The sequence below is a fragment of the Nocardia sp. CY15 genome (assembly GCF_009829295.1).
GTDB classification, from domain to species: Bacteria; Actinomycetota; Actinomycetes; order Mycobacteriales; family Mycobacteriaceae; genus Nocardia; species Nocardia sputi.
The window spans coordinates 68246-79944 of record NZ_VUOT01000004.1 but is presented as its reverse complement, the minus strand read 5'-3'; the positions used below and the strand labels follow the sequence as shown (position 1 = coordinate 79944).

Here is an 11699-nt window from a genome sequence, read left to right as displayed (position 1 = left end):
CAGATGGGGACGGGGTCGCTACACCCATGGGTAGTGACGTACGCGTCGTTCAGAACCGAATCCGTGCGGTCGCCTGTTCGCCGCTACGCTCATCGGCGTGCAAGCCGAACCCCACCTGCCGCTCCCGGCAGAGTTGCCGCTGGTCGACGAGCCTGGCGGCGCGAGCGACGGGCCCGAAGGAGGCAGCGTGCGTAACCACGCAGGGTCCCGGGAGCGCCGAATCGAACAGAGCACCGATGTCGACCTCAAGACGCAGATCGTCCGGTTCACCCTCACCGGCGGATTCTCGGCCGTCGTCGACTACGGGCTCTACAGCCTGCTGCTCAATCTCGTCGGCCTCCCGGTCAACGTCGCCAAGTCAATCGGATTCGTGGCGGGCACCACGACGGCCTACCTGATCAATCGCCGCTGGACCTTCCAGGCCCCGCCCAGCCGCGCCCGCTTCCTCGCCGTCGTCCTGCTCTACGCGGTGACCTTCGCGGTGCAGGTCGGCATCAACGCGGGCCTCTACTTCACCCTCCCCGAGGAATGGTGGCGTCAGCCGCTGGCCTTCGTCATCGCCCAGGGCACCGCGACCGTCATCAACTTCGTCGTCCAGCGGTTGGTGATCTTCAAGATCCGCTAGATCGGGGACGAACCCGGGCTCGGAGCGATTGCACTTATAAGTGCAAGAGGTTACGTTGGGTAGTACCTGCGAGAGCGGAGAGGAGTTCGAGTCCCATGGGTGCATCCGGCATTCGCCACGAAAAGGCAGTTCTGTCGATCAGTGCCAGTGAGGTGGAGCAGGCTCGGGCTTTCAAGGATCGAGTGGAGAAGGCGCGCGGTGCCGCATCGGCGCACGCGACTATCGCAGTCGAAGTCCGGGATGGGGAGTCTGTCAAGATGCCCGCCGAGCTCACCGCGTTGATCGCTCAGATCCTCGACCTCATCAGCCGAGGCTGCACCGTAACCGTGGGCAGTCTCCCGAACGAGGTGACTACGACTGTCGCCGCCAAGATGTTGGGTGTCTCGCGGCCGACCTTGATGAAGCTGGTGAACGAGGGCAAGCTGCCTTCCCACAGGGTCGGTTCGCACACGCGTCTTTTCAGCAGGGATGTTCTGGCGCACAGAGAGATTCAGCGTGCTGCGCAACGGAAGGCGTTTGATCGGCTGCGCGAACTCGAGGACGAGCTCGGAGTGGTCTACTGACCGCCAGGGCGCTATCTGGTCGATCCTGTAAGCGCTGAGTGGCGCTCCGTCCGCTTGTACGATGTCCGTCATGGTCAGCGGGCGGGGGACGAACGTTCTTGTCGATGCCAACGTTTTGTTCTCCCGCACGCTACGGGACTGGCTGGCGCTGCTCTACCTTCATCCAGGCAATGAGATGTTCGAGGTCATGTGGACCGACGACATCATGGTGGAGTTCCACTATCACCTACGTAAGAAGAATCCCTTGCTGGATGACGCCCAAGTCGGCGGCGTGCGACGCACACTCGAGAACACGTTCGAGAAAGGGCGGATAACGGATTATACGATCGACCGTACCATCGCCTATCCCGACGTGGATGATGCTCACGTCCATTGCGCTGCGGTCTATGCCGATGTCGACATCCTTCTGACCGACAACGTCGAACACTTCACCCGCATGGACGATCTTCCGTACGAGATCTACTCGGCCGACGATTTTTTCGAACTCATCGATGACTCGGCACCCCAGATCGTCCGGGCGGTCACAGCGGAACAACTTGTCTACTACGTTCGCAGGAGCGATACCAGCAGCGTCTCACTACCGGAGAGACTGAAGGCAGCCGGAGCGCCGGCCTTCGCCGAGCGCGTACGACAACACCTTCAAACTCTGGACATCAATGCTCTTCTCCGCGAGCCGACCTGACACGGGGTAACCGTGGCGACCGAGCGGGGTTGACCGGCGAAGGGCGTCAGAGTGTCTCAATTCATCAGCTTGCCGGTCTGATTCACTTCACGCAGTGCCGCCCAAGCATCCGCTACCGGACCTACGTGCCCGAGCTTGTCGGGATTGTTCACCGTGCGGATCGTCTGGATCTGTCCGTCGAGGATGTCGAGCGCCCAGGTGTTGAGGACCTTGCCGTCCCGGTCGCGGAAGATCGCGCCCGGCTGGCCGTTCACCTGGTGCGGCTCCACATGCGCTCCGATCCGGGCGAAAAGCGGGAAGAGCGCGGCGAGCGCTCGGGCCACGTTCTCGGCGCCGACGAAGCGGTCGGCCCATTGCGGGGCCTTGCCGCCGCCGTCGCCGACCATCTGGACGTCGGCGGCCAGCAGCGCGGTCAGCCCGTCGACGTCCCCGTCCCGGAAGGCGTCGAGAAATCTCCCGGCGAGCTTCTCGCGCTCGGTTCGGTCGGCTTCGAATCGGGGCCTGCCGGTGTCCATGTGGCGGCGTGCCCGCACCGCGAGCTGTCGGCACGCGGCCTCCGAGCGCCCCACGGCGGCGGCGACTTCGCCGAATCCGAACCCGAATACCTCCCGCAGCACGAACACCGCGCGTTCGAGCGGGCTGAGCCGCTCCAGCAGCAGCAAAGCCGCCATCGACAACGAGTCGGCCAGCTCCGCCGAGCGCTGCGGGTCCTGGTAGGGGTCGGCCAGCAGCGGCTCGGGGAACCACGGCCCGACGTACTCCTCCCGGCGAACGCGTGCCGAGCGCAGCACATCGATCGAGATCCGGCTCACGGTGGCCGACAGGAACGCCTTGGTCGAGTCGGGTTCGGTCGGGGAAGCCGCGAAGCGCAGCCAGGTCTCCTGGACCGCGTCCTCGGCTTCGCTCACGCTGCCCAGGAGCCGGTAGGCGATGGAGAACAGCAGTGGCCGAAGCTCCTGGAACTCCTCGATCCGACTCACGCCTGCTCCTTCTCGATCCTTGGTAGCCACGGGGCGCGGCGTGGCTGTCGCCCGCGCCCCGGTCCATAGTGGGCAGGCATCACCAGGGCACCGGGCCTTCCGCGCTGAAGAATCCGGCGGTCGGTCCGTCCGCACCGAGCGTGGCCAGGCGCACCAATATCGCGGCGCCCTCCGCGACCGTGAGGAACCCGGTGTGATTGTTGCTGTCGGTGTCGACGTAGCCAGGGGCGACGGCGTTGACCAGGATGCCTTCCTTCCGCAGCTCGTTGGCGTAGTGCACGGTCAGGGCGTTCAGCGCGGACTTGGACGGCGAGTACGCCGCCGACGGCAGCAGCGCCGCGAAGGGGCCGTCCGGGTCGCTCATGAGGGTCAGCGACGCGGCGTGACTGCTGACGTTGACGATCCGCGGCGCCGGTGACCGTCGCAGCAGCGGAAGCATGGCATTGGTCACCGCGATCACCCCGAAGACGTTGGTCTCGAACACCGTCCGGACCATGTCCAGGTCGACAGAGCTGGGGACCTGATCATAGGCGTCCGCGGGGGAGACCTGTCCGGAGCCGGTGATGCCCGCGTTGTTGATCAGCACGTCGAGGTGGCCGAAGCGCTCCTCGACCTGCCGCGCGGCCTCCTGGACGACGGTCTGATCGGTGACGTCGAGGGTGACCGCGTGCGCGTCGCCGCCGGTCGCTCGCACCGCCGCGGCGGCCTCTTCGCCGCGCCGGGAGTCCCTGGCGCCGATCAGAACCGTCATGCCCAGCGCGGCGAGTTGTTCGGCAGCCCCACGGCCGATTCCCTTGTTCGCTCCGGTGACCAGTGCCACCTTCTGGTGTGTGATCTGCTCGCTCATAGTCTGCTCCTTGCTCGGGGAGGCGCGTTCTTCTCAGAACCTGTCGGAACCCGAGACGAGACAGCTCGACCGCCTGTGACATGCGGACGGAAAGCGGACCGGTCGGCGTCAGTAGATGACCAGCCGTGCCCTTACGGATGGGACCGTCCTCGCTGTCCGTGCCGAACTCGAGGAGCGTGTGAACAGGCCGATCGCGGAGCCTTACCGACCGCTACGAACCCCCCGCCGTTCGAAAAACTCTTCGCATACTGGACGGAGATATGGATCAGCGACGCATCTGATCCGGGTGGAATCAGACCTTGAATGAATGCAGGCGTGCGGTCGCGAGGGTCTGTAGTGCGCCGAATGCTTCGAACGTGCCCACAGGTTGAAAACCGAGACGGCTCGCGAGTTTCAATGAACGGTCGTTGGCGGTTTGGGTGACGATCAGAACCGGCTGGTCGGGCAGTTCGGTGGCGGCGGCGCGCAGCACGGCGGACGCGGCTTCGAACGCGAACCCGGCACCCCAGGCATCTCGGCGAAGGACATAGGTCAGTTCCAGTTCTTCGCCGTCCTCGGTCACGTGTCCGGGTTGATCGGCAGACCGGCGGCAGAGCATCAGCGTCCCGATGAGGAGATTCGTGTTGTTGTCGGCGATGACGTAGACACCGGGAGCGGCTGTCACGTTGGCGATGCCGATCGCGTTGAGGTACTGCTCGACGTCGCTGCGAGAGCGTGGACCACCGAGGTAGGTCCGAACCGCGGGATCGGTCTGTAGGTCGATGAGTCCCGCACGGTCATTGTCATGCGCCTTGCGCAGCACGAGATGATCTGTAGCGATCTCCGGGGCGGACAGCGTAGGAAGTCGGCTCATGGGAACCATTCTGTTCGACGCCGAACATTCAACCGCGCCAACCTGATCGAAGGGGATCATCCCTCACTCGGCGGACGCCATGCGGCGGCCGACTGAAGGTGCATTGCCCACGTCCACAGTCTGACTGTATGGAACTATTCGTACTTCGATCGCGTTACTGCTTCATACCTCCATCGCGCCCGGATCCCGCGAATACGGCTGTGGCTGGGGCATCGGGACGGGCGCGGGCGGCACCATCCCCTGGGGAACAAACGGAAACGCTGGAACGAGCGGCGTGAGCGCCACCTCGACGCCCAAATCCATCTGCGCGCGACTGAAGACCTCTATGGCTTGATCGAGCGTTCGCTCGATGGTGATGGCGAGCTTGTATTCGACATACGACGCGAGACCGCCGGTAGACGGACGTTCGGTGTAGGAGGCGGGCACCGCGCGATCGAGGTTGGCCGCATTCAATGTGTCCTGCAATCGATAGACCAGATCCTTGACCTGTTGTAGGGCCGTTGCACCTATGGTGGCGGCTTGTTGCGCGGTGGTGACCGCGGTGCCGTCGGTGCCGTGCCACGCCGCCGAATGACCTTGCAGGAGATCCTGGGAGGTCGAATATGTTGCGGCGGCGAACCCGGTCAGTCTGGTTGTCGCGTGGGACGGTAGCAAGGGCGGAGCCGCAGGCGGACTTTTGGGCGGGGGTACCGCGTACTTCGGGGTGCCCAGTGTGTCGGCCAGATCTTGGAAGACAGTTCGGGCCTCGATTGTGTAGTCGGCCAGTGCCTTCGATACTCGAGGTGGGGGTTCGAGCGGCACCTGCCAGCCCTTGGGCTTCGGCTTGGGCGGAGTAGGTGACGGTCCCGGGGAGGGTGAGGGCGTGGGATCGGTTGTCCCCTCGGGCAAGTCGATTTCCATCGAGCCACCCTTCTGCCGACCGTCGAAATCCGGGATCCAGCCTCCCACTCCAACCTGTGCCGTGGGCTCCCAGCACCGGGAGTGGGTGAGGAGCTAGCGTGAGCAGCTGTCGCGACCAGGTATCGGGTGTGCTCCTCATTCCACATCGTGGAGAAGCACGAAAAACGGCCCGGCCATCGACTTCCTTCGTCAGTGGGCCGGGCCGTTTTGTTGTATTCGCTAGGGCCGGTCTAACTCGCCGTCCGTCACGCCTGTGGTGAAGGCATCCCAATCACTGGGGGTGAACACCAGTGCGTGGCCGGTCGGGTTCTTCGAGTCGCGAACGCCGACGTGCCCTCCTGCGAGGAACGCGACCTCGACGCAATCCTTGGACGGCCCGCTGCGGCGGCTCTTGAACCACACAGCGCCGGATAGGTCTACGTTCACGGAACTAGCTCCTCTGCGATCTTGCGGAACAGTTTCCTGCTCTGTTCCCTACTCAACGCCATGCGTTCGATGTCCGCGAACGCATCGCGATACTGCGCTACCTCTTCGTCTTTCTCCAGGTAGAGGTCCCCGATGTAGCCCTCAACGTACACGACGGGTGGTTCTGTGAGATGTGTAGTTTTGTGTGGCGGGAACTCCAGGATGGTGAATGAGCCGACGAACAAGCCTGGGTGTGTCCGAGCGTCGATCGGGACTACGCGAATGGAGATGTTCGGCTGGTCGCCAACCTCTGCCAAGTGGTCCAGCTGCGCTGTCATCACAGCCTCGCCGCCAACCGCGTGGCGCAGGGCGGCTTCGTTCACGATCACGTTTATATGGGCGGGGTTGGTTTTGGCTGTAAGGCGAGCCTGTCTTCTGGCTGCGAGTTCCAGACGCAGATCCACCTCGTCTGTGCGCGGTGTAGGTCGTTCAACCCAGATAAGTGCTCGCCGGTACTCGGGGGTCTGCAACAAGCCCGGCAGTAGCGTCGGTTGGTAGCCAATCAGCGTGGACGCGGCCTGCTCCAGCCCAACGAACAGGTCGAAGTCCTTGGGAATCGCGTCGCTGTAGGCATGCCACCAACTCTTGTTCTTGGCCTCATCGCAAAGCGCCAGCAGTGCATTGGTGGTCTTGTCGTCGGCACCGTACACGTCGCAGAGGCGCTCGATGAAGAGTCGGTTGATCCTGACAGGCTGTCCGGTCTCCATACGCCAAAAGGTCTGCTGAGATACGCCGATCTCCTTCCGCGCACTCTCTGAGCTGATCCGTGCTTCGGACCGCAGAGTTCGTAGCTGTCGGGCGAGCAGACGGCGCGGGATGGTGGAGCCAGAGCCAGTCTCGGTAACCAATTGTTCACACTCCTAACGGGTTGTGCTCATTCTGGATTACATCCTTCTTGCAAGCTGGATTCTTAGGAAGATGTAGGCGCAAATTCGTTCAGGATTCTTCCAGAACGCATCCTCTGGTGGTCTCCTAGAACTGCGCTCGGCGGCGAGAGCTGTTGTCCCATCGAGCCTTTGCGCCCTCGTTCCCCGCGGTTCCCGACGCCAACCGCCGAGTCCGGGCGCGCTCCACATGACGTTCGATCCGAGTAGGGGGCTTTCGAGATGGACCATCAGCCGTTCGAGGACACTCCGGTGTCGCGGTGCCAGTTCTACCGGCGGGCATGCGGTTTGCCCGCTGTCATCGACCCGCCTGGGCTCGGGCGGATCGTTGTGCGTGCGGGGAGCGTCTGGGGCATCACGATGCCCGCGCGGCTGGGGCAGGCGGTGCGGGCGCACCTGCACGGCCAGGGCAATTCCGTAGGACCGATCGTCGGTCATCCGCGCTCGGGCAGGTGGACGTTCCTGATTCGGCCCGATCTCGGTGAGACCGACGATATGCGGCTGTTCGCCGAGCTGTTCCGGCTGGATGTGTCGGTTGCGCGTGCGGGGGCGACTATTGCGCTGCCGTCGCCTACCGCGTCGGCGGGGGCGATTCGGCAGTGGATCGAGCCGCCTGCCAACTCGTTTCGCCCCTCCGGCGTCGCTGTCGTGCGGGCGATCCGGGCGTGGGCTGATCAGATGCCCTGGCGTGGCTCGCGTTCGATGCCGCGAAGCGGTGACCAGCCGTTCGAGGTTCGCGGGTGATGGTCGCGAGCGTCATCGCCGGGGTCGCCGTCCTGTGGTTCACGGCGAACTACTTGATCGCGATGGCGGTGCTGGAGCGTCGCATCGGTCACGAAAGGGTGTGCTGCGAGCGTCCGCGCGCTGCCGAGGTGGCGGGCACTGTGACGTGGATGCAGGCCCGGGCGTTGCCCACCACCTGCCCGCTGGTCGTCGAGCGTCGAGTGTCGGCGTGAACGGCCCCTGGTCCCGCCTGCCGGGAGAGGAGGGGACGGGATCATCGCCCGTCCCCGGAGTGCGTTCGCCGGTCGGGCCCGACCCCACCCGCCCCAGCATTGCCCGCGTCCACGACTACAGCCTGGGCGGTAAAGACAACTACGAGGTCGACCGCCGTTTCTTCCACGACATCCTGCGGATCGCCCCTCGGATGCGAGAAGTGCCGCTGACGACACGGCGTTGGCTCGACCGCGTCGTGCGCTATCTCGTCTGCGAAGCGGCAATCGACCAGATCGTGGACATCGGAGCCGGACTGCCCGCCTTCCGGAACGTTCACGAAGTCGCGCATCAGCACGAATCGCGAGCGCGGGTGGTGTACGTGGACAACGACCCGCTCTGCTGCACCCACGGCCGTGCGCTGCTCGCACGGCATGCGGGCGTCCAATACGTGCAGGCCGATCTCACGCGACCGCGAAACGTCCTGTCCGAGACCGCCGATCACCTCGAGCGAGATCGGCCGCTCGCGGTCATCCTGTCCAGCGTCCTGCACCATGTGCCCGAGGAACTCGACCCCGCCCGGATCGTCCGCGAGTACACCGAGATCCTGCCGCCCGGTTCATATATCGCGCTCAACCATTACCTCGACCCGGCCGACAATCCCGTCGCCCATCGGCTCGCCCGTGAACTCGAGAACCGCTTCGTCCACGGGCTGGGTTCGGGCTGGTTCCGCCCTCGCGAACGGATCGCCGCCTTGTTCGACGGTCTGGAACTGGTCGAACCCGGTCTGGTCGAGGTGGGCGACTGGTGGCCTCACGGCCCCGCGTTGCGCCCGCGATCTCCGGAGGAACGGCTGATGCTGGGCGGGCTGGGGCGCATACCGGCTCTCAGGCACCGGTGAACAGCGAGCCTGCCAGTTCGGTCTTCTCCGCCTTCGCGCCGAAGTAGTCGCCGCCCTTGGCGCGGACGTTGTCGGTGCCCCACTCGCGCTGTTCGCGCGAAGCGGGCACCAGGTGCGGGATGTGCTTGCGGCAGTGGATGTACGCCTCTTCCACGTCGACCACCACCCAGTGTTCGGCGGCGCGGCCCTTGTGGTTGACGGGCAGGTCGGGCACGACGCTGCGGAGGGCGGGGTCTGAGACGATGTGTGCCGAACCGTTGATGTGCAGTCCGATGAGGTCCCGCACGAAATCGATGAGCAGGATCCCGACGTGCGGGTTCTCCAGAATGTTGCCGAGACTGGCCATCACGCCGTTGCCACGATATTCCGGGTAGGCAATTCGGCGCTCATCGATGACGTGCAGAAAACCGGGTAACCCGGCCCGGAAAGTCGAGTCGCATTCGCCGCGTTTGTCCGCTGTGGCGATGAACGCCATATCCATCCGGCCGATGAATTCGATCATCGTCGGATTGAGCCGATCGAGCACCTGATCGTCGTAGAAACGCTGGGCTCGATCTTGTGTTCCGTACCGTTCCTGCAGCTCACGCTCGCCATCGCTGCCGTTGTGTGTGCCGGGCATTGCCGCCCCCTCTGGTCGCCGGAATCCGGGGTCCGCCAGGCTCGACGTTGAACCGCGGCCGCACCGAGATCGCGCCAATTTTAGATGAGGAGCGCACGGTAAAACGTCGAAATCCACGTAGATGATGCCCGCGATTCCCGTGTCACGCAAGGATTTCCATAGATTAGCTAAGAGCCGACCGGCCGGAATTATTTCCGGCCGGTCGGGATTTGCCAAGTGATGTGCGGTGCCCTCAGGCGGGGATCAGGGTGACCGGAACCCCGTTGAACACGGCATTGCCGGAGGGTGCGTCGATCACCGAATCGTCGGTGAGCACATTGGCGTTGACGCCCGCGTGCTCGCGGGCCACGGTCTGCGTGCTGTCGATATGGCCCCAGCCGTGCGGCAGGCTCACCACTCCGGGCATGATGGCCTCGGTCGGCTCCAGCGGGACCGTCAGCGTCCCGGCTGCGGACTTCACCACCGCTCGGTCGCCGAGCCCGAGTCGCGCCACGTCGGCCGGATTGATGTGCAGGGTGCAGCGATTCGATCCGCTCACCAGCGTCGCGATGTTGTGCATCCAGCTGTTGTTGGACCGCAGTTGCCGCCGCCCGATCAACACGATCTCCGGGGCGGCGTCGGACAGACGCGCCCGCATCCGTGCCACGTCGTCGAGCAGTGGCTGCGGGGCCAGGTCCACGCGTCCGGTCGCCGTGCGCAGCACGCCCGGCAGGCGCGGTTGCAATGGACCGAGGTCGATGCCGTGCGGGTTGTCCAGCAACACTCGCAGGTTGAGTGTGCCGCCGTTCCATTCGCCGTGCGGCCCGAGGCGCAGCATCAGGTCGATGCGCTGCTCGGTGCTGGTCTCCCCGATCAGGTCGCCGCGCCGGTCCGCGAGCCCGGCCTTCTGCAGCAGGCCCGCGATCACGAATTCATCCACAGCGGTGAGCGGATCGATCCCATCCGAGCCGCGGTGCGGCCTGCCGGTCAGCGCGGCGGCCAGACGAGCCAGCACGGCAGGCTCCGACGGCCGGTCACCCAGCGGCACCAGCGGCCGCGAGTAGCGGGCGTAGTTGCGCACGGCGAACTGCAACAGCGCGAAATCGTAGTGCGCGGACTGGGTCGGGCGCGGCGGCGGGAGGATGACGTCCGCGTGCCTGGTGGTCTCGTTCACATAGCGGTCCACGCTGACCATGAAGTCGAGCTGGGCGAACGCTTTGTCCAGGCGCGCCCCGCTCGGCGCGGACAGCACCGGGTTCCCGGCGACTGTGATCAGCGCGCGGATCTGGCCTTGCCCCGGTGTGATGATCTCGTCGGCGAGCGTCGCGACGGGCAGTTCGCCCATCGCCTCGGGCAGCTCGCGAACCCGGCTGGTCCACCGCCCCGTGCGGAACGGCCTGGTGCGCGGGATGCCGCCGGCCGCGGCGGTGGCGAACATCGCGCCGCCGGGGGAGTCGAGGTTTCCGGTCAGCGCGTTGATCGCCTCGACGAGCCACTGGGTGATGGTGCCGAATTCGGCGGTGCAGGTGCCGATGCGGGCGTACACCGCCGCGGTCGGGGCCGCCGCGAGCTCGCGGGCGAGCCGCACGATCGTGGCCGCCGGGACGCCCGTGCGGGCCGAGACCGTTTCCGGGTCGAACGCGGCGGCGGCCGTGCGCAATTCCTCCAGCCCGGTCACATCGACGCGCAGGTCGGTCAACTGCTCGGCGAAAAGCGTGTGCACGATGCCGAACAGCAGGTAGGCATCACTGCCCGGCCGGATGAACAGGTGCTCGTCGGCCAGTTTCGCGGTGCGCGTCACCCGGGGATCGACCACCACGAAACGGCCGCCCCTGCTACGTAGCGCCTTCAATCGGCCCGGAAAATCGGGTGCGGTGCACAGCGAGCCGTTCGACTCCAGCGGGTTCGCACCGAGCATCAGCAGATAATCGGTGCGGTCCAGGTCGGGCACCGGCACGGTCAGCGGGTCACCGAACATCAGCCCACTGGCCACCTGCTTGGGCATCTGATCCGCGGTGCTGGCCGAATAGATGTTCCTGGTGCCCAAGGCGCGCAGCAGGATCGGCACGTACAGCGTGCCCGCCACAGTGTGAGCGTTGGGATTGCCCAAGTAGGCCGCGGCCGACTGGTTTCCGTGCTCGGCCACGACGGCGGGAAACCGCTCGGCGATGTAGTCGAAAGCTTCGTCCCAGGTCGCGGTGCGCCAGGTATCGGTCGCGCGATCACGGATCAGCGGTTCGGTGACCCGGTCCGGGTCCTCGTCGAGATGGCCGAAGCTGGCCCCCTTGGGACAGATGAAGCCCTTGCTGAAGGGATCGTCGCGGTCGCCGCGGACGGAGGTCACGTGGTCGCTTGGGTCCAGGGTGATTTCCAGGCCGCAGACCGCCTCACAGAGCGGGCAGGTCCGCAGCAGATTGCGCGATTGCGTGATCGGGGCCATACCCCATCTTGGCGTCCGGCGGTGGAAC

14 protein-coding genes are annotated in these 11699 nt (G+C 65.3%); 6 read left to right on the top strand and 8 right to left on the bottom strand.

Going from position 1 to position 11699, the window contains the following annotated elements; all coding sequences use genetic code 11:
* Window positions 1-187: 187 nt before the first annotated feature.
* The 3 genes from GVY39_RS08325 (at window position 188) to GVY39_RS08315 (ending at window position 1870) form a co-directional block, all read left to right on the top strand.
* On the top strand, window positions 188-625 hold the full coding sequence (locus tag GVY39_RS08325; RefSeq protein WP_370523778.1) for a GtrA family protein: 438 nt from the start codon (window positions 188-190) through the stop codon (window positions 623-625).
* A 95-nt stretch (window positions 626-720) separates the two neighbouring features.
* Window positions 721-1188, top strand: a complete 468-nt coding sequence (locus GVY39_RS08320) for a helix-turn-helix domain-containing protein (RefSeq protein WP_236565354.1) — start codon at window positions 721-723, stop codon at window positions 1186-1188.
* Window positions 1189-1249: 61 nt separating this feature from the next.
* Window positions 1250-1870, top strand: coding sequence for a PIN domain-containing protein (locus GVY39_RS08315; protein WP_201295182.1), 621 nt, complete (start codon window positions 1250-1252; stop codon window positions 1868-1870).
* 56 nt (window positions 1871-1926) lie between these two features.
* Here the strand turns inward: GVY39_RS08315 and GVY39_RS08310 are convergent, their stop codons facing one another.
* From GVY39_RS08310 to GVY39_RS08285, 6 genes are all read right to left on the bottom strand, one after another.
* Complete coding sequence (locus GVY39_RS08310; protein ID WP_159922502.1) at window positions 1927-2850, bottom strand: RNA polymerase sigma-70 factor; 924 nt, start codon at window positions 2848-2850, stop codon at window positions 1927-1929.
* 79 nt (window positions 2851-2929) lie between these two features.
* A complete protein-coding gene (locus tag GVY39_RS08305; RefSeq protein WP_159922504.1) occupies window positions 2930-3697 on the bottom strand; it encodes an SDR family oxidoreductase in 768 nt (255 codons plus the stop codon).
* Between the two features lie 292 nt (window positions 3698-3989).
* Window positions 3990-4499: a GNAT family N-acetyltransferase gene (locus tag GVY39_RS08300; protein WP_240679455.1), complete on the bottom strand. Its 510-nt coding sequence runs from the start codon at window positions 4497-4499 to the stop codon at window positions 3990-3992.
* 213 nt (window positions 4500-4712) lie between these two features.
* Window positions 4713-5450, bottom strand: coding sequence for a hypothetical protein (locus GVY39_RS08295; protein WP_159922506.1), 738 nt, complete (start codon window positions 5448-5450; stop codon window positions 4713-4715).
* A gap of 219 nt (window positions 5451-5669) precedes the next feature.
* A complete protein-coding gene (locus GVY39_RS08290; protein WP_159922508.1) occupies window positions 5670-5876 on the bottom strand; it encodes a DUF397 domain-containing protein in 207 nt (68 codons plus the stop codon).
* Entirely contained in the window at window positions 5873-6763 is an 891-nt protein-coding gene (locus tag GVY39_RS08285; RefSeq protein ID WP_159922510.1) for a helix-turn-helix transcriptional regulator, read from the bottom strand. The genes GVY39_RS08290 and GVY39_RS08285 overlap by 4 nt, the downstream gene beginning before the upstream one ends.
* A gap of 258 nt (window positions 6764-7021) precedes the next feature.
* Between GVY39_RS08285 and GVY39_RS08280 the strand changes: the two genes are divergently transcribed.
* From GVY39_RS08280 to GVY39_RS08270, 3 genes are read left to right on the top strand one after another with little or no spacing between them, the layout of a single operon-like run.
* Window positions 7022-7543 (top strand): DNA-directed RNA polymerase subunit beta, encoded by a 522-nt coding sequence (locus tag GVY39_RS08280; RefSeq protein WP_236565356.1) that lies wholly within the window; start codon window positions 7022-7024, stop codon window positions 7541-7543.
* Complete coding sequence (locus GVY39_RS08275; protein WP_159922512.1) at window positions 7540-7755, top strand: hypothetical protein; 216 nt, start codon at window positions 7540-7542, stop codon at window positions 7753-7755. Before GVY39_RS08280 ends, GVY39_RS08275 begins: the two co-directional genes overlap by 4 nt.
* Window positions 7756-7814: 59 nt before the next feature.
* On the top strand, window positions 7815-8633 hold the full coding sequence (locus tag GVY39_RS08270; protein WP_159922514.1) for an SAM-dependent methyltransferase: 819 nt from the start codon (window positions 7815-7817) through the stop codon (window positions 8631-8633).
* Here the strand turns inward: GVY39_RS08270 and GVY39_RS08265 are convergent.
* Both GVY39_RS08265 and GVY39_RS08260 read right to left on the bottom strand, forming a co-directional pair.
* Window positions 8620-9252, bottom strand: a complete 633-nt coding sequence (locus GVY39_RS08265; RefSeq protein WP_159922568.1) for a pyridoxamine 5'-phosphate oxidase family protein — start codon at window positions 9250-9252, stop codon at window positions 8620-8622. The two genes, GVY39_RS08270 and GVY39_RS08265, sit on opposite strands and share 14 nt — an antisense overlap.
* Window positions 9253-9484: 232 nt before the next feature.
* Window positions 9485-11671 (bottom strand): molybdopterin-dependent oxidoreductase, encoded by a 2187-nt coding sequence (locus GVY39_RS08260; RefSeq protein WP_159922516.1) that lies wholly within the window; start codon window positions 11669-11671, stop codon window positions 9485-9487.
* Window positions 11672-11699 lie beyond the last annotated feature (28 nt).

Bases quoted from the DNA above. Each gene is read 5' to 3' on its own strand.
- GVY39_RS08260 (WP_159922516.1), bottom strand. From the start codon at position 11,671: ATGGCCCCGATCACGCAATCGCGCAATCTGCTGCGGACCTGCCCGCTC.
- GVY39_RS08320 (WP_236565354.1), top strand. From the start codon at position 721: ATGGGTGCATCCGGCATTCGCCACGAAAAGGCAGTTCTGTCGATCAGT.
- GVY39_RS08265 (WP_159922568.1), bottom strand. From the start codon at position 9,252: ATGCCCGGCACACACAACGGCAGCGATGGCGAGCGTGAGCTGCAGGAA.
- GVY39_RS08280 (WP_236565356.1), top strand. From the start codon at position 7,022: ATGGACCATCAGCCGTTCGAGGACACTCCGGTGTCGCGGTGCCAGTTC.
- GVY39_RS08315 (WP_201295182.1), top strand. From the start codon at position 1,250: ATGTCCGTCATGGTCAGCGGGCGGGGGACGAACGTTCTTGTCGATGCC.
- GVY39_RS08305 (WP_159922504.1), bottom strand. From the start codon at position 3,697: ATGAGCGAGCAGATCACACACCAGAAGGTGGCACTGGTCACCGGAGCG.
- GVY39_RS08295 (WP_159922506.1), bottom strand. From the start codon at position 5,450: ATGGAAATCGACTTGCCCGAGGGGACAACCGATCCCACGCCCTCACCC.